At 71.8% G+C, this 20,003-nt stretch carries 20 protein-coding genes and 1 pseudogene; 11 read left to right on the forward strand and 10 right to left on the reverse strand.

Annotated elements, in window-relative coordinates:
* Positions 1 to 22: 22 nt before the first annotated feature.
* The 9 genes from BLA60_RS11015 to BLA60_RS11055 form a co-directional block, all read right to left on the reverse strand.
* Complete coding sequence (locus tag BLA60_RS11015) at positions 23 to 1,438, reverse strand: DUF1501 domain-containing protein (protein ID WP_075132729.1); 1,416 nt, start codon at positions 1,436 to 1,438, stop codon at positions 23 to 25.
* 15 nt (positions 1,439 to 1,453) lie between these two features.
* The gene (locus BLA60_RS11020) at positions 1,454 to 2,968 is read right to left on the reverse strand and encodes a DUF1800 domain-containing protein (RefSeq protein WP_084734825.1); all 1,515 of its coding nucleotides are present in this window, start codon (positions 2,966 to 2,968) and stop codon (positions 1,454 to 1,456) included.
* A gap of 155 nt (positions 2,969 to 3,123) precedes the next feature.
* Positions 3,124 to 6,117, reverse strand: a complete 2,994-nt coding sequence (locus BLA60_RS11025) for a P-loop NTPase fold protein (protein ID WP_075132730.1) — start codon at positions 6,115 to 6,117, stop codon at positions 3,124 to 3,126.
* Positions 6,118 to 6,138: 21 nt separating this feature from the next.
* A complete protein-coding gene (locus BLA60_RS11030) occupies positions 6,139 to 6,459 on the reverse strand; it encodes a hypothetical protein (RefSeq protein WP_075132731.1) in 321 nt (106 codons plus the stop codon).
* A gap of 19 nt (positions 6,460 to 6,478) precedes the next feature.
* Complete coding sequence (locus BLA60_RS11035) at positions 6,479 to 8,512, reverse strand: ATP-dependent DNA helicase (RefSeq protein WP_075132732.1); 2,034 nt, start codon at positions 8,510 to 8,512, stop codon at positions 6,479 to 6,481.
* Between the two features lie 52 nt (positions 8,513 to 8,564).
* Positions 8,565 to 9,170, reverse strand: a complete 606-nt coding sequence (locus BLA60_RS11040) for a hypothetical protein (RefSeq protein ID WP_075132733.1) — start codon at positions 9,168 to 9,170, stop codon at positions 8,565 to 8,567.
* Entirely contained in the window at positions 9,167 to 9,730 is a 564-nt protein-coding gene (locus tag BLA60_RS11045) for an RNA polymerase sigma factor (protein WP_075132734.1), read from the reverse strand. Before BLA60_RS11045 ends, BLA60_RS11040 begins: the two co-directional genes overlap by 4 nt.
* 50 nt (positions 9,731 to 9,780) lie before the next feature.
* Complete coding sequence (locus BLA60_RS11050; RefSeq protein ID WP_075132735.1) at positions 9,781 to 10,356, reverse strand: isochorismatase family protein; 576 nt, start codon at positions 10,354 to 10,356, stop codon at positions 9,781 to 9,783.
* Between the two features lie 13 nt (positions 10,357 to 10,369).
* Positions 10,370 to 11,662 (reverse strand): nicotinate phosphoribosyltransferase, encoded by a 1,293-nt coding sequence (locus BLA60_RS11055; protein ID WP_075132736.1) that lies wholly within the window; start codon positions 11,660 to 11,662, stop codon positions 10,370 to 10,372.
* 34 nt (positions 11,663 to 11,696) lie between these two features.
* On the opposite strand from BLA60_RS11055, the gene clpS reads away from it, so the two are divergent.
* From clpS to BLA60_RS11100, 9 genes are all read left to right on the forward strand, one after another.
* Complete coding sequence (gene clpS, locus BLA60_RS11060) at positions 11,697 to 12,020, forward strand: ATP-dependent Clp protease adapter ClpS (RefSeq protein WP_245811933.1); 324 nt, start codon at positions 11,697 to 11,699, stop codon at positions 12,018 to 12,020.
* Positions 12,017 to 12,580, forward strand: a complete 564-nt coding sequence (locus BLA60_RS11065; protein WP_075132737.1) for a DUF2017 domain-containing protein — start codon at positions 12,017 to 12,019, stop codon at positions 12,578 to 12,580. Before clpS ends, BLA60_RS11065 begins: the two co-directional genes overlap by 4 nt.
* Positions 12,570 to 13,598 (forward strand): P1 family peptidase, encoded by a 1,029-nt coding sequence (locus BLA60_RS11070; protein ID WP_075132738.1) that lies wholly within the window; start codon positions 12,570 to 12,572, stop codon positions 13,596 to 13,598. The genes BLA60_RS11065 and BLA60_RS11070 overlap by 11 nt, the downstream gene beginning before the upstream one ends.
* Positions 13,599 to 13,607: 9 nt before the next feature.
* Complete coding sequence (locus BLA60_RS11075) at positions 13,608 to 14,033, forward strand: M67 family metallopeptidase (protein WP_075132739.1); 426 nt, start codon at positions 13,608 to 13,610, stop codon at positions 14,031 to 14,033.
* A 63-nt stretch (positions 14,034 to 14,096) separates the two neighbouring features.
* Positions 14,097 to 14,369 (forward strand): MoaD family protein, encoded by a 273-nt coding sequence (locus tag BLA60_RS11080; protein WP_075132740.1) that lies wholly within the window; start codon positions 14,097 to 14,099, stop codon positions 14,367 to 14,369.
* A gap of 5 nt (positions 14,370 to 14,374) precedes the next feature.
* Positions 14,375 to 15,325 (forward strand): PLP-dependent cysteine synthase family protein, encoded by a 951-nt coding sequence (locus BLA60_RS11085; protein ID WP_075132741.1) that lies wholly within the window; start codon positions 14,375 to 14,377, stop codon positions 15,323 to 15,325.
* A gap of 84 nt (positions 15,326 to 15,409) precedes the next feature.
* On the forward strand, positions 15,410 to 16,021 hold the full coding sequence (locus BLA60_RS11090) for a rhomboid family intramembrane serine protease (protein ID WP_075132742.1): 612 nt from the start codon (positions 15,410 to 15,412) through the stop codon (positions 16,019 to 16,021).
* Positions 15,961 to 16,767 carry a glutamate racemase gene (gene murI, locus BLA60_RS11095; RefSeq protein WP_075132743.1) on the forward strand — a complete coding sequence of 269 codons (807 nt, stop codon included), beginning with the start codon at positions 15,961 to 15,963 and terminating at the stop codon, positions 16,765 to 16,767. Before BLA60_RS11090 ends, murI begins: the two co-directional genes overlap by 61 nt.
* Before the next feature lie 39 nt (positions 16,768 to 16,806).
* A complete protein-coding gene (locus BLA60_RS11100; RefSeq protein ID WP_075132744.1) occupies positions 16,807 to 17,574 on the forward strand; it encodes an MBL fold metallo-hydrolase in 768 nt (255 codons plus the stop codon).
* Positions 17,575 to 17,607: 33 nt separating this feature from the next.
* On the opposite strand, the pseudogene BLA60_RS45445 reads toward BLA60_RS11100, so the two are convergent.
* Positions 17,608 to 18,552, reverse strand: a pseudogene (locus BLA60_RS45445) (lysylphosphatidylglycerol synthase transmembrane domain-containing protein); the annotation flags it as partial.
* A 90-nt stretch (positions 18,553 to 18,642) separates the two neighbouring features.
* Here BLA60_RS45445 and rph point away from each other — a divergent pair.
* A complete protein-coding gene (gene rph, locus BLA60_RS11110) occupies positions 18,643 to 19,398 on the forward strand; it encodes a ribonuclease PH (protein WP_075132746.1) in 756 nt (251 codons plus the stop codon).
* Positions 19,395 to 19,994, forward strand: coding sequence for an RdgB/HAM1 family non-canonical purine NTP pyrophosphatase (rdgB, locus tag BLA60_RS11115; RefSeq protein ID WP_075132747.1), 600 nt, complete (start codon positions 19,395 to 19,397; stop codon positions 19,992 to 19,994). Before rph ends, rdgB begins: the two co-directional genes overlap by 4 nt.
* Positions 19,995 to 20,003 lie beyond the last annotated feature (9 nt).

Below are 20,003 nucleotides of genomic sequence, written 5' to 3' on the forward strand. Positions count from 1 at the left end.
TGGGGGCCGCCCCCGGCGGGGGTCAGGCGAAGGCGCCCAGAGCCCGGTAGGAGTGGTCGGGGAAGATGCGGCCGAGGTTGGCCGTGGTCAGGCCGAAACGCTTGACCAGCACCTCGCCCAGCAGGTCGCGGAAGTCGTTGCTGCCCGGTACGTCACCGCTGACCAGCACGTCCGGTGCCAGGCCGGGCCACGCGCCGGCGATGGACTTCGGCTTGAGACCGCCGCCCATCAGCATCGCCACCGAGCCGTGGCCGTGGTCGAGGCCGCCGCTGGCGTTCTCCCGCAGGCGCCGGCCGAACTCGGTCATGGTGAGGACCGTGGTGCGGCCCAGGGCGCTGCCGAGATCCTTGGCGAAGGCCGCCAGGGCCTGGCCGAGTGGTTTCAGCAGGCGTTGCATGTCGCCGGTGTCGATGGTGCCCAGGCCGGTGTGCATGTCCCAGCCGCCGAGATCAACGCACGCCACGCGGAGACCGGCGTTGCTCTTGATCAGGCGGGCGATGTCCTGCAGCGACTTGCTGAACGAGTTGTTCGGATAGCCCTCACCCGGCGTGTACGGGGTCGACTGGATCCTGGCGGCCGCGTCCAGGGCGTGCAGCGTCGTCAACGCCTGGGTGCGCAGCGGATGCGTGAAACCCGTGTAGAGGCGCTCCAGGGCCTCGGTCGTCCGCGCGCGGGTGGCGGCGCCGACACTGAGCTTGAAGCTGTCGATACCGGTCATGGCGATCGCGTTGCTCGGGCCGACCAGCGCCCGGGGCAGCGTCGTCGACTCGGAGATCGCGCGGAACGTCGTGCCAGCCCCCAACTCGGTCAGGGTGCGGTCCAGCCAGCCGGAGGTGATCGACGTGCTGGACCTGCCGCCGCGCTCCAGACAGTCCTGGGCCTGGAAATGACTGCGCGACAAGTCCGGTGTGGACAGTGCGGGAACCATGCTGAACGTGCCGGCGTTCCAGTACCCGCGCAGCGGCTCCAGCGCGGGGTGCATGCCGAAACCCCGGGTCAGCGGGACCAGGGCGCCGGCCGGCACCCGGATGTTGGGCCGCGCCCCGGTCAGGTGCTCGTCGGCGCCCGGCACGAGGATCGACAGGCCGTCCTGGCCGCCGCGCAGGAAGATCACCACCAGCGTGTTGGTCGCGGCCTGGGTCTCGGGGTCCGGCGCGGCGAACGACACCCGCGTCGTGACCAGCTGGGAACCGATGCCGGCCACACCGACCATGCCGGCGCCGGCGATCAGGCGCCGGCGGGTGAAACCCCGGCTCCAGATCGACGTCCGCCGCTCGTCGTCGTGCTCGGCCCGGGCGGCCTTGGCCCGCAGCAGCGCGTCGGCGGGGGTCGGCCCCAGACGGGACAGGTCGGGGCAGTCGGGATGCAGGCTCTCGGCGACCCGCTCGGGATATGGGCTCGCGGTGGCCCGCTCGGCGGGATTCGGTGAAGTAGTCATGTGTCAGGTGCCTTCTCAGCGCAGGGCGAAGTACGCGGAATCGAGGATCAGGGCGGCCAGCGCGGCGGCGTGCTCGTGCGCCTGCGCCCCGGTGGTGACATCAGGACCGAGGTAGGCGCGCAGGCCGGCGCGGTGAGCCGGCGTCAACGCCTGGAACACCAACCGGTCGCTCAACGCGTCGAGGTAGTCGTCGACCCCGCGCGGCACGAACAGAACCAGCCGGTCCGCGCCGAGATGCCGCAACCCGGCCAGCGCGTTGTCGGTCAACCGGCGGTGCAGGTTCCACTGCTTGAGCATCGTGCCGGCCGAGTTCCACGCGGCGGCCACATCCGGATAGCCGTCCGGGCCCTGCCAGCCGTGCGGGCGGTGCCCCACCTGGGTCAGGTGACTCATCAGGCCGGTCAGGCCCTGGGTCATCGTGTCCCCGTCGGGCCACACACCCAACGCGCGGGCCGTCGCGGTGGTGTTCTCCAGCGGACGCCGGGTCTTGGCACCCACCGCGCCGGCGAACTCCTCGGAGCCGACCAGCGCGCGCAACACCGGCCCGATCGCGGTGTCGTTGTCCAGGTAGGCCTTGGCGAGCCGGTCGACCAGCGACTTGGGCGGACTGTCGGCGACGAACCGGACGGCCAGCTTGCGGGCGATGAACCGGGCCGTGGCCGGATGGGTCGCCAGGTAGGCCAGATAACGGTCGCCGACCGCCAGGCCGCCCTCGGCGGTGGCGTTGGCGTCACTGAACCCCAGGACCTTCACCGCGCCCGTGTAGTGGCGGGCCGGGTCGTAGCGGAACAACCCGTCGCCGTCGATGGTGCGGCCGGTCAGGATGTAGGCGCTGTTGCGCACGTCGGTCTCGGTGTAGCCGCCGTTGATGCCGACCGTGTGCAGTTCGAGCAGCTCACGCCCCAGGTTCTCGTTGACCGACGACTTCTTCGACACGTCGTTGGACAGGTAGCGCAACATCGCCGGATGCCGCATCGCGGCGTGCAGCATGTCGCGGAAACGGCCCAGCGCGTGCCGGCGGATCACCTCGTTGTGGTACGGACCGGCCAGATGCCACAGACTCGGGTTCGGCATCGGCACGTTGAGCAGGTTCCCCCAGAAGTCGACCATGACCTCCAGGACCTGGCGGGTACTCCACAGCTGACGCCCCAGCGTCGCCGTGTAGTACTGGACCTGCGCGGTGGTGGTCCCCGCGTCGGTCTCGGCCGCGATCTGGCGCGTGTCCATCCCCGCCAGCGGGAACGACCGCCACACGTGGTCGGCCAGCGGGTCCGGGATCCGCCCGGGGCGCAGCTGCTGGTGGAACCACCGGGTGGCGCCGACGATCCGGGTCCAGCCGACCAGCTGCGGGGTCGGGCCGAAGGAGAACCGGCGCACCAGGTGCAGACCCGGTGTGCTCGACAGCAGCGACGTCCCGGCCGCCGTCGCCTCGACCGACGCCCCGGCCGCGTAGCTCGTGTCCCGGTCCTCGGCGACCGCGACGTCACCCGGGCGGTCCGGTACCGATATTTTGTGCGGATTGTTCGTCATTTCCAACAGTCCTATTCCGCCTGTGGGGGAACTGGTTGGCAACGACGCTAGTTAGTGGTCACAAAGCCGAGGTAGCGCCGATCGGGGGCGTTGACCAGGTTGGTCGCAATGGCAACGCGTGCTCGCGGATCAGGTTGACAATTCCGCCGGCGGAATTATTGCCCGACGAAAAGATCATGGGTACCGAAACCGTAGCGGGCGACCTGGACGGCCCAACGCCGGTAGGAGGGCGGGTCGCCGTACACGGAAGTTTTCTCGCGCAGCGCGGTGATCAGGTCCGCCAGACGTGTCGCGACGCCGAGGTCGTTGGCGCGCAGGACATCCACGATGTCCTCGCCTTCGCCGTCGAGACCGGTGAGCAGGGCGCGGGCCTCGTGCGGGGTACCGGTGATCGCCGCCAGCAGCAGCGCGGCGGCCTGGTAGGAGCCGTCCAGGAATTCCGGCAGCGCCGCCGGCGGCAGGGAAAGTCGCAGCAGCCGGTACAGGTTGGCGAGTTTCTTGACCGATCTCGGTGTGGGCAGCAGCGGGGTGAGTCGGGTGAGGAAATCCCGCTCGGCGGCGGTCATCCGCAGACCTTCCGACCGGGCACTCACCCGTGCCGCGCGCAGGGCCGGCGGGTCGGCCATCGTGACCACCGGCTGTCGCTCGGGCGCGGGTGCCGGTGCTGCCACGGCCGGTGTCACGGCCGGTGCGGGCGCGGGTTCCTGGGGCAACAGCGAACGCAGCAGGTCGGCCGCGCGATCGCCCATCGGCCGCAGCGCGAACGGGATGTGGAAGATCTTGTCCAGGTACGCCACCGGGCCGGCGCCCTCGACGTCGAGCAGGTCCCCGTGGTGGGCGCGCAGCGCCGCGACCAGCCACTCGGGGTCCACGGCCACCACCACCATGAACAGGTCCATGGTGAGCAGCAGGTTCACCGCCTGCAGCACGTCGACCACCCTGGCCGGGGTGCACCGGTCGAGATCGTCGACGTAGAGCACGATCCGTTGCAGCGGCGGGGTTCCGGTGCCGTCCCAGCGGGCGCGGGCCGCGGCCAGGTCGTCGCTCAGGCGGCGCAGGTCGTGGTGGATGCGACCGGTCAGACCACGGAAACTCGCGTAGCGGTCGGCCGTGCTGATCTCGGCCAGCAGCCGGTCCAGCCGGCGCGACGGGTCCAGCTCGTCGAGCGACTCGTTGGTGACGCGGATGGTCGCGTCCAGCAGGTCGCGGCGGCGGATCAGGTCGTTCCTGGTCTGCTCGGTGTAGCGGCCGACGCCCTGGGTCAGCGTCACGACCGGCGCGAGCAGGGTCAACGCGCCGGCGACCCAGGTCAGCACGCCCTGGCCGAACTGGACAGCCAGCACCACCAGACCCACGCCGACCAGCAACGCCACCGCCAGCCACAGCCAACGGCCACGTAGCGCCGCCCGCAACACCAGGGCGTTGCGCAGCGGCGCGAACAGGCCGGGGCGGGCCTCGATCCGCTCCACGTCCCGCAGGTCGTGTTCCAGGCGCTCGCGTTCGTCGTCGTCGGCCGCGAGCTGGTCGGTCAGCTCGCGCAGCTCGGCGGCCGGCGGGGCCAGCGGGGTGGCGAGCTCGCGGAACAGGTGCTCGATCAGGCCGACCCACAGGTGGTCGTCGCTGTAGTGCCAGGCGTTGAACGTCACCTGCCGCACGTTCGCCGCGAACACCGCGCGCTCGCCGGTCGAACTCCTGGCCAGCAGGTCGAGCTGGGCGCGCAGCTGACGCATGAAGCTCGACTTGCCCGCACCCCACGTGCCCAGCAGCGCCACCGACAGCGGCGGTCTGGTCGACAACGCGGCCAGCACGGCCGCCAGGGTGTGCACGTCGCCGGTGATGCCCAGCGCGTCGGTCTCGCTCTCCAGGTCGCTGACCACCTCGGCCAGCAGATCCGGCGCCGGCTCGAACAGCCCGGTGACCTGCTCGCCGGTGTAGGCGTCCCAGCGGGTCGGCTCGCCGGACTCGCCACCGGCGATGATCAGCCGCCCGTCGGGCGTGGTGGTGACCGCGCCGACCGGCCCGGGGCCGGCGTCGAGCGGCCCGCCGATCGGCTCGCCCGTGTCCAGGTCCCAGCGTTGCACATGGCCGTTCGGGTGCCCGGTGACGACCTGGCGCCCGAACGGGGTCAGCGTGAAGCAGGTGGCCCCGGCGGTGACCGTGCGGACCCGGTCGGTGCGCAGGTCGGCGGCGTGCAGCGCCACGTCGTCGTTCCAGACCAGCAGCCCGCCGTCGGCGGTGACCGCGAGCGCGTCGACGGAGCCGGCGTCGATCGGCGTCGGCCGGGCAGAGTCGTCGGTCGGCCAGCGGAAGATCCCGGACCCGGTATCGGCGGCGAACAACCAGCGGCCGTCGGGGGTGAACGCCAGCGCGCGCAGCGGCTGGGAGTGGGCCCGCAGCACCGTCGTGCCGGCGTTTTCGGGCAGGTGGATCTCGCCGTTGCGGAGTCCGTGGGCCAGCCGGTTGCGGTCGGGGGTCGTGGCCACTGCCCGGTGCTCACCGCCGTCGTCCACGACGAAGACCAGCTCACCGTCGAGCCCCAGGACGATCTGCCGGACGGGGGCGGGGAACGGGTCGCGGTACCGATCGGACCAGGACCCGGTCCGCACACTCCATTGCTGCACCGAGCCGTCCTGGTGACCGGTGATGACCCAGTGCCCGTCGGCCGTGACCGTGACGCAGGTCAGCGGGATGCCAGGCCACCCCTCCGGCATGTACGTGTACAACCAGGCTCCGTCCACGGCGATCGTCCGCCGGGACGAACCCCCGGTCACGAAGGCGGCGACCGCAGGGGACAGCACTGCCACCACCGAGGGCGCCGGCGTCTCGAGGACCGCCCGGTCGACGCCCTCGACCCCGAGCAGGTTCTTCGCCGACGAGATCGCCTCCGAGGTGCCCGGTCCGGTCGCCACCGCGATGGGCACCACTGGGCTACCCGGCAGCTGCCGCAGGATCGAGGTGAATTCCCGCAGGACAGCCTCCACCACCGGCGCCACCAGAGGCAGCGGGAGTGCCAGGTCGTTCCGGGACAGCAGCTGACCCATGTCGATCCCGTTGCGCTCCAAGGCCACGAGCAGCCTCGAGGAGATGTTCAGATCCAGTCCAGCGGGAACGACGATGGCCGCGATGAGGTCAGGGTCGAGGTCCGCCACCCCGCCAGTGTGCCCGGTTGGTTACGGCTTGCGTTGCCAGACCACGAAAAGGCCGTCCTCGGGCGTGGTCATGGCCTCCACGAAGGCGTCGTTGTCGAAACCGGGCATGGACTGGAGGCGGTTCATCAGGTCGTCGGCCGACGGGTCGCCGGCCGGGACGGCGCAGCCACCGCCGCCAGCGCGGACCAGCAGGAAGAACACGTCCTCCTTCCACGGGCCCTCCGGTGTGGTCCTGATCGCCACCTCGGCGAGATCGGCCCAGGTCACCGACTCCTCGGTGCCGTCGGCCAGTAACCGGCGGACGCCGTCGTCGTCGACGGTGATACCGGAATGTGTTGACACGGGTGCTTCTCCTGTTCGATCAGTTCGCGGCGGCGAGCCGGCGCAGGGCCGCCCGAACGATCTCCGGGTCGGATGTGGTCCAGTAGTCGGGCAGCGACGCACGCAGGAACCCGCCGTAGCGCGCGGTCGCCAACCGAGGGTCGAGGATCGCCACCACGCCCTTGTCGTGGTTGGAACGCAGCAGCCGGCCGGTGCCCTGGGCGAGCAGCAACGCCGCGTGGGTCGCGGCCACCGACAGGAAACCGTTGCCGCCACGGGCTTCCACGGCGCGCTGGCGGGCGGAGGCGAGCGGGTCGTCCGGGCGCGGGAACGGGATCCGGTCCACCACGACCAGCGACAGCGACGGGCCGGGCACGTCCACGCCCTGCCACAACGACAGCGTGCCGAACAGGCAGGTCGCCTCGTCCTCGGCGAACTTGCGGACCAGCAGGGCCGTCGAGTCATCGCCCTGGCACAGGATCGGGACGTCGGTGCGGGAACGCAGCGCCTCGGTCGCCTGCTTGGCCGCGCGCATCGACGAGAACAGTCCGAGCGTGCGGCCGCCGGCCGCGTCCATCAACTCGGCCAGCTCGTCCAGATAGGACGGCTGGAGCCCGTCGCGACCCGGCGGCGGCAGGTGTTTGGCCAGGTAGAGGATGCCGGAGCGGGCGTGGTCGAACGGCGAACCGACATCCAGGCCGGTCCACCGGGGACCCTCGGGCGACTTGTCGGTCGCCGCGCCCTCGGCCTTCGTACTCGCGCCCTGGTTCTCCGGCGGCAGCCCCCACGAGCGGGCCATCGAGTCGAACGTGCCGCCCAGGGTCAGCGTCGCCGAGGTCAACACGGTCGTGTGCAGGCCGAACAGCCGCTCCCGCAGCAGCCCGGACACCGCCAGCGGCGCCACCCGCAGCGCCGGCGGCCGGGACGGCCCGAAACCACCGTCGCCGGTGCGCCACACGACGTCGTGGCGGTGGGCGTCGTCCTGGTCGAACGCGCGCAGCAGCCGCACGGCCGTGTCGTGCACCTCGTCGAGCTGGGACAGGGCCAGCTTGCGGGCGGTCGCCACGTCGGCGTCGGCCGGCCGCTCCGGACCCAGGTTGGTGATGCACGCGTGGGCCGCGTCCCGCACCACCGCCAGCGCCCCGGCCAGCGGCTCGGGCAGCTCGTCGAGCCGCCCGTCGCGCACGTCCTCCAGGATCGCGCTGAACCCGTCGCCGGCCTCCAACAGCCGGTCGGCGATCTCCTGGTCGACCACCCGGCCCGACCGGCGGGCCGCCGCGCTGACCGCCGCCGAGGTCAGCTCGCCGGTGGCCACCGAGGTCACCCGGTCCACCAGGTCATGCGCCTCGTCGACGATCACCAGGTCGTGCTCGGGCAGCACCTGGAAACCCTGCAAAGCGTCGATGGCCAGCAACGCGTGGTTGGTGACCACGATGTCGGCCCGGCCGGCCTCCGCGCGGGCCTTCTCGGCGAAGCAGTCGGTGCCGATCGGGCAGCGGGCCGCCCCCAGACACTCCCGCGCGGTCACCGACACCTGCCGCCAGGCGTGCTCGCTCACCCCCGGCACCAGCTCGTCGCGGTCACCGGTCTCGGTGTCGGACACCCACTCGCGCACGCGGGTGATCTCGCGGCCCAGCGCGGAGATCTGGAACGGGTCGAACAGCGCCTCGTCCTCCGGCTCGTCCTGCATGCCGCTGTCGAGCTTGTTCAGGCACAGGTAGTTGCGCCGGCCCTTGAGGATCGCGAACGTCGGCTTGCGCCCCAGGGGCTTGGCCAGTGTCTTCTCCAACCGGGGAAGATCGCGGTCCACCAGCTGGCGTTGCAGGGCGATCGTTGCCGTGGACACCACGACCGTCGCCTCCCGCTCCACCGCGTAGCGCAGCGCCGGGACGAGATAGGCCAGCGACTTGCCGGTGCCGGTGCCGGCCTGCACCGCCAGATGATCACCCGTCCGGATGGACCGCGCGACCGCCTCGGCCATCTCGACCTGGCCCGGCCGTTCCGTGCCGCCGACCGCCGCCACCGCGGTCGAGAGCAGCTCGGACAGGCCAGGTAGTTCGGTGGTGGACGGCACAGCGGAACCGTACCTCTGCGCCCCGTCAGCCCGGCGGAGGCATCCGTCCCCCTCACCCGCCGGCCGCCACGAGCTCACAGGGAGCCACCGGCCCGACCGCGACACCGACACTCATGCCGACCGTGGTGGTCGTCCACATCCCCGACTCCTCGACGCGCGCGCTGTGCTCCACGACCAGCGTCCTGCCCCGGAGATGGTCGGGGCGCAGGGTCAGGGAGAACGACCCGTCGCCGGACGAGACGATCCGGCCCACCGCCAGCTCGTCGACGGCCGGGTCCCGCTCGTAGCGCGGCGGCGTGTTCACACACGTCATCCCGTCGGGGGCGAGGTCGATCTCGGCGGCGACGCCCCGCTCGGCCAGTGCACGCTCCACCTCGGCGGCGTCCTGCGGCCGCGTGACCATGACGGTGACCGTGCCGTCCTCGTTGGTCTCCACGGCGCTGGCCGCCGGGGTCCGCACACCCTCGAACGCCGGCGGGCCGACCAGGAGGCCGGCGGAGAGCAGCCCGCCCCCGACGGCGACGAGCGCGATCCGCGTGCGCGGCCTGGCCCGGCCCCGGGGGGACGGCACGTCGGCGGCCCGGGAACCGGTCTGCTCGGTCACGGCCTGGCGCAGCTCGGCCAGCAGGTTCTGCTCGAAAGGGCTCAGCTGGGTCATAACGTGACCTCCAGGGTGGGGGTGGTGGGCGTGAGGCGGTCGCGGAGAACGCGTTTGGCCCGGTGCAGACGGACACGGGCGGCGACCTGGGTGACGCCCAACGCGAGCGCGGCGTCCTTCACCGTGAGGCCGTCGAGGGCCACCAGCGCCAGCACCGAACGTTCCACGAAGGTGAGCTCGTCCATCGCGGCGCCCAGTTCCCTCGCGCGGGACTCGGCGTCGATGCGGTCGTCCAGGAGGGCCAGGTCCTCGTCGGTGAGGTCACGGCGGCCGGCGGCGCGTTCGTTGGCCAGGTGTTCGCGGGCCCGGCGCCGGCGCTCGGCGGCCACCACGTTGTGCGCGACGCCGTAGAGCCAGCCCACGACGCTGCCCCGGTCGGGCCGGTAGGTGTCCGCCGAGCGGACCACCGCCAGGAACACCTCGGCCGTCAGGTCCGCGACCAGGTGCGGGTCCGCGACCCGGCGGGCCACGAAACGCTGCACCCGTTCGAGGTGTTCGCGATAGAACACCTCGAACAGGTCAGGGTCCTGGCCGATGCCGGCCAGGTCGTGCTCGTCCATCCGCGCCTCCACTGCTCTTTACCCCTACTTGGCGGGGGCGCGGCGGCGCGTTACCCGGGTGCGACCGCCGGGGTGCCGGTCAGCGTGACGGCGTTGGACGTCAGGTCACGCAGCGCCTTGTCGACCGTGTCCCTGGCGACCCCGGCGGTCAGGTCCAACAGCACGGCCGTGGTGAAACCCTCGCGGACCGCGTCCAGCGCGGTGGCCCGCACACAGTGGTCGGTGGCCACCCCGACCACGTCGACCGCCGTCACGTCGTGGGCCCGCAGCCAGTCGGCCAGCGACGTGCCGTCCAGGTCAGCGCCCTCGAAACCCGAGTAGGCCGCCGCGTAGGCGCCCTTGGAGAACACCGCCGACACCCCGGACACGTCCAGCTCCGGATGGAACGACGCGCCGGCCGTGCCAGCCCGGCAGTGCGGCGGCCACGAGTCGACGTAGTCGGGCGTCTCGCTGAAGTGCGCGCCAGGGTCGATGTGGTAGTCGCGGGTGGCGACGACCTGGTCGTAGCCACCCGCGCGGATCAGTTCGGTGATCGCGACGGCCGCGGCGGCACCGCCGGCCACCGCCAGCGAACCGCCCTCGCAGAAGTCGTTCTGCACGTCGACGACGATCAGGGCCTTACCCATTGCCTGTCTCCGTTCACTGGTACACGGTCGGGATGGCCGGGTCACCGTTGGACAGCTTCAGGCCCTCCCACGGCAGGCTCACCAGCCCGTCGCGCACACGCCTGCGGCACTCGTCCAGCGTGGGCGGCGCACCCACGGGTTGTCCGTCGCGCAGCATCGGCACCACCAGCTCACGGTCGTGCTCGCCCCGCTGCGGCTGCCCGTCCGCGGTCACGTACACGACCTCCTCCAGTGCCGTCCCGGTCGGCTTGTGCCGGCGCAACGCGGCCTTGCGGCCGGCCCGGGACTCCTTGTGCGAGCTGCGCTTGGCCACCGGGCGACCGTCGACCTCCACCAGTTTGTAGACCATCCCGGCCGTCGGCGACCCGGAACCGGTCACCAGCGACGTGCCCACCCCGTAGGCGTCGACCGGCTCGGCGCGCAGCGCCGCGATGGCGTACTCGTCGAGGTCGCCGGAGACCACGATCCGGGTGTTGCGCGCGCCGAGGGAGTCCAGCTGCGCGCGGGCCTGACGGGCCAGCACCCCCACGTCACCGGAGTCGATCCGGATCGCGCCCAACGAGGGTCCGGCGACCTCGATCGCGGTCTCGATGCCGGCGGTGATGTCGTAGGTGTCGACCAGCAGCGTGGTGTCCGGCCCGAACCGGGCGACCTGCGCGGCGAAGGCGTCGCGCTCGGAGTCGTGCAGCAGGGTGAACGCGTGCGCGCAGGTCCCCGAGGTGGGGATGCCGTAGGTGCGGCCGGCCTCCAGGTTCGAGGTGGTGGCGAACCCGGCCAGGTAGGCGGCGCGGGCCGCGCCGACCGCCGCCTGCTCGTGCGTGCGCCGCCCGCCCATCTCGATCATCGGCCGGCCGTTGGCGGCGCTGGCCATCCGCGCGCCGGCCGACACGATGGCGCTGTCGTGGTTGAGGATCGAGAGCACGAGGGTCTCCAACAGCACGCCCTCGGCGAAACCACCGCGCACGGTGAACAGCGGCGAGCCGGGGAAGTACAGCTCACCCTCGGGATACCCGTCGACGTCGCCGCTGAACCGGTAGTCGGCCAGCCACTCCAGCGTCGCCTCGTCGACGACCTCGCGCTCGGCCAGCTCACGCAGCTCGTCGGGCCCGAAGGTGAACCGGCTGATCGCCTCCAACACCCTGGCGGTGCCCCCGACGATGCCGTAGCGGCGGCCGTCGGGCAGCCGCCTGGCGAAGGTCTCGAACACGCAGGCACGGTCCGCGGTGCCCGCGGCCAGCGCGGCGGCCACCATCGTCAGCTCGTAGTGGTCGGTGAGCAACGCCGTGCTGTTGGCGGATCCGGTCATGAACGGTCAGCCTAGACATGCCACCATGGTCGGTATGTCGGTCGGGATGTCCGTGCGCACATCGCTGCCTGTCGAGCAGGAGCAGACACAGGTCGAACCGGCCGGGTCGGAGTTCGCGGTCGAGGACCGGCCGTGGCAGACCATCGTGTGGAACGACCCGGTCAACCTGATGTCCTACGTGACCTACGTGTTCCAGAAGTTGTTCGGCTACTCCAGGGAGCAGGCGACCAAGCTGATGCTCGACGTGCACCACAAGGGCAGGGCGATCGTGTCGTCCGGTTCGAAGGAGAAGGTGGAGGGCGACGTCGCGAAGCTGCACGCGGCCGGCTTGTGGGCGACCATGCAGCACGAGTCGTGATCCCCTGGGAGCGTGTCGGCGACACGATCACCACCAAGATCGACCGTCGCGAGTCGACAGTCCTTCGTGGGCTGGTCACCCAGATCGACGGCATGTTGCGCGCGCGGCTGGCCGACACCCCGCAGGACGAGCTGGCCGAGCTGACCGGTATCCGCACCGGCGCCACCACCGCGCCGGAGGACCCGATCCTGTCCCGCCTGCTGCCCGACTTCCACCGCATGGACGGCGACGGCCCGTCCCAGGAGGAGCGTGACTCCGCCGCCGCGCTGCGCTCGCTGCACGAGCCGGAGCTGCTGGACCACAAGTCGGGGGTCGCCGGGGTGGTGCTGGACACCTGCCCGCCCGACGGCGGCCTGGTGAAGCTGTCGCTGGAGCAGGCGCAGGCGTGGCTCTCGGCGGTCAACGACGTGCGGCTGGCGCTGGGCACCACGCTCGGCGTCACCGACGACATGCCCGACGAACTGCCCGAGGACGACCCGCGCAGCCCGCACCTGGGCGTCTACCAGTGGCTGACCTGGCTGCAGGAACACCTCGTGCTGGCGCTGTCGGATGCGGACTAACGCGATCACCGACGTGGCCGGCGTCGAGGTCGGCCACCACCAGCGCATCGGCGACGGCTGGGCGACCGGCACGACCGTCGTGCTGCTGCCGCCGGGCAGTTCCGGCGCGGTCGACGGCCGAGGTGGGGCGCCCGGCACCCGCGAGACGGACCTGCTGGTGCCGGAGAACCTGGTCGACCAGGTCGACGCGGTGTGCCTGTCGGGCGGGTCGGCCTACGGGCTGGCGGCGGCCGACGGCGTGATGCGCTGGTTCGACGAGCGGCACCGGGGCATGCGGATCGGCGCTGGCGAGCACGAGGTCGTGCCGATCGTCCCCGGCGCCGTGATCTTCGACCTGCCCCGGTCGGACTGGGGCAACCGGCCGGACGCCGACTTCGGCTACCTGGCGTGCACGCTGGCCGCGTCCGGCCGGGTCGCCCAGGGCTGTGTCGGCGCCGGGACCGGTGCGCGCGTCGGGTCCCTCAAGGGCGGGGTGGGCACGGCCAGTGCCGAGGTCGACGGCTTCACCGTTGGCGCGCTGGCCGTGGTGAACGCCGCCGGCGAGGCCGTGGACCCCTCGACCGGCAGGCCGTGGGCCGCCGACCACGAGGTCGACGGCGAGTTCGGCGTGACGTGGCCCGACCGCCCCGGCGACGTCCCGACCGCGCCGCGCACCGACCTGAACACCACGGTCGGCGTGGTGGCGGTCGACGCCGACCTGACGAAGACCGAGTGCCGCCGCATCGCCGTCGCCGCCCAGGACGGTCTCGCCAGGGCGATCCGCCCGGCCCACTCGATGTTCGACGGCGACACCGTGTTCGCCGCCGCGACCAGGGCCCGCCCGCTGGTCGCCGCCGACGCCCCGTTCGGTCCGGTGGCCCGGGCGGCCGGCCTGGACCGCCTGTGCGCGGCCGCCGCCGAGGTCTTCGCGAGGGCCGTGGTCCACGGTGTGTTGTCGGCCACGTCACTGGCCGGCCTGCCCGCCTACCGGGACGCCTGGAACGTCTCAACCAGTGGGAACACCGGTTCCAGGACCTAAGATTGGGCCGTGCTTCGGATACGCGAGGACCTGGTGGCGGCGATGGTCGCGCACGCGCGCCGCGACCACCCGGACGAGGCGTGCGGCATCCTCGCCGGGCCGGAGGGCTCCGACGAGCCCCAGCGGATCATCGAGATGCTCAACGCCGCCCGCTCGCCGACGTACTACCAGTTCGACGCCACCGAGTGGAACGTCGTGTACCGGGAGATGAGCGGCAAGGACGAGGAGCCGGTGGTGATCTACCACTCACACACGGCCACCGAGCCCTACCCGTCGCGGACCGACATCGCCCGGGCGGGTGAGTACGCGCAGTTCCTCGCGCCGCCGCACTACGTGCTCATCGGCACCCGTGACCCCGACCGGCACGAGCTGAGGTCGTACCGGATTCTCGACGGCGAGGTCACCGAGGAGCCGGTGGAGGTCGTGCCCGGGTGAAATACCGGCGCGCCGAAAAACGTCTCTCCAGGTAGGAAGTTCCAGCAGCGGAGGTAGTAAGACATGGCCGTCACCGTCTCGATCCCGACGATCCTGCGCACCCACACCGGTGGTGAGAAGCAGGTGTCGGCGCAGGGCGCGACCCTGGCCGAGGTGATCGACCACCTCGAGGCCAACCACGGCGGGCTCAAGTCCCGGTTGGTCAAGGAAGGCACGCTGCACCGGTTCGTCAACGTGTACGTCAACGACGAGGACGTCCGTTTCTCCGGCGGTCTCGCGGCGTCGATCGCCGACGGCGACAACGTGACGATCCTCCCGGCCGTAGCCGGAGGCTGACTCCGTTGGCGCGCTTCGACTCACTCCTGGACGCCCTCGGCAACACCCCGCTGGTGGGTCTGCCGAGGCTGTCCCCGTCGCCCGAGGTGCGACTGTGGGCCAAACTCGAGGACCGCAACCCCACGGGTTCGGTGAAGGACCGAGTGGCCCTGAGAATGATCGAGGCCGCCGAGCAGGACGGCGTCCTGCGGGCCGGCAGCACCATTCTGGAGCCCACGTCCGGCAACACCGGCATCTCCCTGGCCATGGCCGCGAAGCTGAAGGGCTACGGCCTGGTGTGCGTCATGCCGGAGAACACGTCGGAGGAACGGCGGGCGCTGCTCAAGGCCTACGGCGCCAGAATCGTCAACTCGCCGGCCGCCGGCGGCTCCAACGAGGCTGTCCGGCGGGCCAAGGAACTGGCCAAGCAGAACCCCGACTGGGTCATGCTCTACCAGTACGGAAACCCCAACAACGCCGGCGCCCACTACCACGGAACCGGCCCGGAGATCCTGCGTGATCTGCCGACGGTCACCCATTTCGTGGCCGGCCTGGGAACCACCGGCACCCTCGTCGGCGCCGGCCGCTACCTGCGCGAACACAAGCCCGATATCCAGGTGATCGCCGCCGAACCCCGCTACGGCGAACTCGTCTACGGCCTGCGCAACCTCGATGAGGGATTCGTCCCGGAACTCTACGACCCCGAGGTCCTGACCGGCCGCTACTCCGTGGGCTCCTACGACGCCCTCCGGCGAACCCGCCAACTCCTGGAAACAGAGGGAATCTTCGCCGGCATCTCGACCGGCGCCATCCTGCACGCCGCCCTGGCGGCGGCCGACAAGGCGACCACCGCGGGCACCACGGCGGACATCGTCTTCCTCGTGGCGGACGCCGGCTGGAAGTACCTGTCGACCGGCGCCTACGCCGGCTCCCTGGACGAAGCCGCCGAAAGGCTCGACGGCCACCTCTGGGCCTGACACCACCACCCTGCTCCAGGGCGGCTCAGAAACCCGGGGAAAACCCTGACCCGGGAACCCCGGGCCCCACGTAGCCTCGAGGGCGTGACCACGCAACCCGTCAAGAAGGTCCTTCCCCCGAACCTGCTCCAGGCGGGGATCGTAGTCGCCGCCTTCACCGCCCTGCTCTACGTCCTGGAAATCGTGGACGCCACGACCTCCGCCGACCTCGACCAGTTCGGCATCGAGCCCCGCACCGTGGGCGGCCTGGACGGGATCCTCTTCGCGCCGCTGCTGCACCACGGCTGGGCGCACCTGTTCTCCAACACCCTGCCGATCCTGCTGTTCGGCTTCCTCGCGATGTCCGGGGGCCTTGGCCAGTGGATCGCGGTGACCGCCACCGTCTGGTTGACCAGCGGCATCGGCGTGTGGCTGACCGGCGCCGAGGGCATCACTGTCGGCGCGTCCGGTATCGCCTTCGGCTGGCTGGCGTTCCTGCTGGTCAGGGGTCTGTTCACGCGGAGTTTCGGGCAGTTGGCGGTCGCCGTGGTGTTGTTCCTGTACTGGGGCAGCACGCTGCTGGGCGTCCTGCCGGGTGACCCCGGCATCTCGTGGCAGGGTCACCTCTTCGGCGCGTTGGGTGGCATTCTGGCGGCGTGGATCGTCTCGCTCGCGAACAGGAAATCGGAGTCTTCGACTCCGGTGTCGGCGGTCTGACCGTCGCCCGCGCCATCACCTACCAGCTGCCCGGCGAGCGCCTGCGCTACGTCGGCGACACGGCCAACGGGCCCTACGGCCCGTTGCCGATCGCCGAGGTTCGGCGCCACGCGCTGGCGGTGGCCGACGACCTGGTGGCCGGTGGGGTGAAGATGCTGGTCCTGGCCTGCAACACGGCCTCGGCGGCGTGTCTGCGCGACGCCAGGGAGCGCTACGACATCCCGGTGGTGGAGGTCGTGGTGCCGGCGGTGCGCCGGGCGGTGGCCAGCACCCGCAGCGGGCGGGTGGGGGTGATCGGCACGGCCGGCACGGTCCGGTCGCGCGCCTACGACGACGCCTTCGCCGCCGCTCCGCACATCGAGCTGACGAGCGCGGCGTGTCCCCGGTTCGTGGACTTCGTGGAGCGGGGGATCACCTCGGGGCGCCAGATCCTGGGCCTGGCCCAGGCCTACCTGGAGCCGCTCCAGCAGGCCGACGTGGACACGGTCGTGCTGGGCTGCACCCACTACCCGCTGCTGGCCGGGGTGATCCAGATCGTCATGGGCAACGACGTGACGTTGGTGTCCAGCGCGGAGGAGACCGCCAACGACGTCGTGCGGGTGCTGACCGAGCAGGATCTGTTGGCGGACAACGTGGAGCCGCACCACGCGCTGATCGCCACCGGGCCGGCCGAGCCGTTCGCCAGGCTCGCCAGACGGTTCCTGGGGCCGGGTCTGGGCGCGTTCGCGCCGGTCGGTCTCACCTGACACAGACGGGAAGTGGGCCGATATGCCAGAGTGTGCCGCGTGAAGCTGTTCGTCCTGGGCTGCTCAGGCAGCGCCCCGGGGCCGCGCGCCCCCGCGTCCGGTTATCTGCTGGAGGCCGACGACTTCCTGCTCGGTGTCGACCTCGGCAACGGCACGCTGGCCGAGTTGCAGGCCCGGCGTGACCCGTTCGACCTGGACGCGTTGGTGTTCTCTCACCTGCACCCTGACCACTGCGCGGACTTCTCCGCGTTGACGGTCCTGCGCCGCTACCACCCGGCGCCGACCAGGGATCCTCGGGTGCACCGGCTGCCGGTGTTCGCGCCGGCCGAGGCGCCGTCGCGGTTCGTCGCCGCCTACTGCCCGGACGAGGCGGACCGGGCGGTGACCGACCTGTCCGACGTGTTCGACTTCCGCCGGATCGAGCGGTCCGTGCGCATCGGACCGTTCGCGGTGGACGTCGTGACGGCGGCACATCCTTGTGAGGCCTACAGTTTCCGCATCGTCCACAACGGACGGTCGCTGGTCTACACCGGGGACACCGGCCCGTCGCCCGCGTTGGACGAGCTGGCCGCCGGCGCCGACGTGCTGCTGGCCGAGGCCTCCTGGACCGACGCGGCGGACCGGCCGGCGGACCTGCACCTGTCAGGCACCCAGGCCGGCCGCCTGGCCGCCACCGCCGGGGTGGGCCGGCTGCTGGTGACCCACGTCCCGCCGTGGACCGACCGCGACGCCGTCCTGGCCGAGGCCCGCGCCGAGTTCACCGGACCGGCCGAACTGGTCGTCCAGGGCGGCTCCTACGAGGTGTGACCTGCGCAGACCCAGCCAGGTGGCGAACCCGGCGGGGATGATCAGCCAGCAGGAGAGCAGCCGGTAGACCAGCACGGTCGCCGCCGCCGGGGCCTCGCCGGCGCCGGCGGCGACCAGGCCGGTGAGCAGGCTCAGTTCGATGACGCCGATGCCGCCGGGGGTGAGCGGGACCTGCCGGACGAGCTGCACGGTCAGGTAGACGGCACCGAGGGTGACCGGGTCCAGGGGCAGGTGGAAGGCGCGGGCGGCGGCGTAGAGGCAGAGCAGGTCGGCCAGCCAGTTGGCCAGGGCCGCGCCGGTGGCCGGCGCCCAGTGCCGGGCGGGGACCGCGCGGGCGCGTTCGACGGCGTCCAGGACCGGCCCGAGGACCCGGTGGCGGCGCGCCGGCCGCCGCCGGACCGGGCGCAGGGCCGCGCCAGAACGCCAGGCCAGCAGGCCGACGAAGCTCAGCATGGCCAGCGCCAGCATGACGGTGACCCTGGTCAGCACCGGGTGCTGGTTCCAGGCCTGGTTGAGCTGGATCACGGCGGCGGCCAGCGCGCCGGTGAGGTAGAGCAGGGCGAGGGCGGCGACCGAGAGCAGCCCGGAGAGCACCATCACGGTGGCGGCGGTGTGCCGGCTGGCGCCGCTGACCCGGAACTGGCGGAAGGCGTAGGCGGCCGAGAGGGCCGAGCCGCCGGGCAGGCTGATGGCGATGGCCGAGCGGGTGTAGGCGAGGGCGAGCGCGCGGTGGCGGGTCAGCCGGACACCGAAGGCGGTGAGCAGCCGGCGCTGCTGGCGGGCGAACATGGCCAGCGACAGGACCTCGGCGGCCAGGGCGACGGCGAGCCAGGTGGGGTCGGCGGCGCCGAGGGCGTCGGTGATCTCGGTGACGCCGGGCAGCCGGTCACGCAGGCCCAGCCAGGCGATGATCAGCAACGCGACCACCGCGACGGCCTTGAGCGGGGTCAGTAGTCGGTGTGCACCATGCCTGCCCATGACCCCCTCCGAATTTCATCGCATGATGAACTCTCCTCCTCCCCGCCGGTCCCGTCAATGCGGGACCGACCACAGTCGTAGGGTGACCCGGTGGCACGAAGCGATGGCAGGAACGACGAGCAACTCAGGGACATCAAGCTCACCCGGGGCTTCCAGGAATGGCCGGCCGGTTCGGTGCTGGTCGAGTTCGGCAAGACCAGGGTGTTGTGCGCGGCGAGCGTGACCGAGGGGGTTCCGCGCTGGCGCAAGGGTTCCGGCCTCGGCTGGGTCACCGCCGAGTACGCGATGCTGCCGTCCTCGACCAACACCCGAAGCGACCGCGAGTCGATCAAGGGCCGGGTCGGCGGCCGCACGCACGAGATCAGCCGCCTGATCGGCCGCTCACTGCGCGCCTGCATCGACCTGGCGGCACTGGGCGAGAACACGATCGTGATCGACTGCGACGTCGTCCAGGCCGACGGCGGCACCCGGACCGCGGCCATCACCGGCGGCTACGTCGCCCTGGCCGACGCCGTGACCTGGCTCGGCGCGGCCGGCCGCCTCGCCGACCCGCAACCGTTGTCCTGCGCGGTGTCCGCGATCAGCGTCGGCGTCGTCGACGGCCGGGTCCGCCTCGACCTCCCCTACGAGGAGGACGCCCGCGCCGAGGTAGACATGAACGTCGTGGCGACCGACGCCGGCACGATCATCGAGGTCCAGGGCACCGGCGAGGGCGCGACGTTCACCCGGTCCACACTGGACAAGATGCTGGACCTGGCCCTGGCCGGCTGCGCCGAGATCAACACCCGGCAGGCCCAGGCCCTCGCCGAGCCGTACCCCGGCACACTCCCGGAGCCGCGACCGTGACCCAACTCCTGCTGGCCAGCCGCAACGCCAAGAAACTCGCCGAGCTCAGAAGGATCCTGGCGGGCGCCGGTGTCGAGGTCCTGGGCCTCGACGAGGTGGCGCCCTACCCGGAGTCCCCCGAGACCGGCGCCACCTTCGAGGACAACGCCGTGGCCAAGGCCCGCGAGGCGGTCGCGGCCACCGGTCTCCCCTCGGTGGCCGACGACTCGGGTATCTCCGTGGACGCGCTCAACGGCATGCCCGGCGTCCTGTCGGCCCGCTGGGCCGGGCGCGCGAAGAACGACGCGGCGAACCTCAACCTGGTCCTGGAACAGTTGACCGACATCCCCGACGAGCGGCGAACGGCCCGTTTCGTCTGCGCGACGGCGCTGGTCCTGCCGGACACCACGGAGATCATCGTCCGGGGAGAGTGGCCCGGCTCGCTGGTCCGCGGACCCCGGGGCACCAACGGTTTCGGCTACGACCCGATCTTCCTGCCCGACGGGGAGACCAGGACCTCCGCCGAACTGACCGCGGCCGAGAAGGACGCGGTCTCCCACCGGGGACGGGCCCTACGTCTGCTCCTGCCGCACCTCAAGGCCCTCTCCCACGCCTGAGGGCGATCC

This window comes from Actinophytocola xinjiangensis (assembly GCF_001921215.1).
Lineage (GTDB): Bacteria > Actinomycetota > Actinomycetes > Mycobacteriales > Pseudonocardiaceae > Actinophytocola > Actinophytocola xinjiangensis.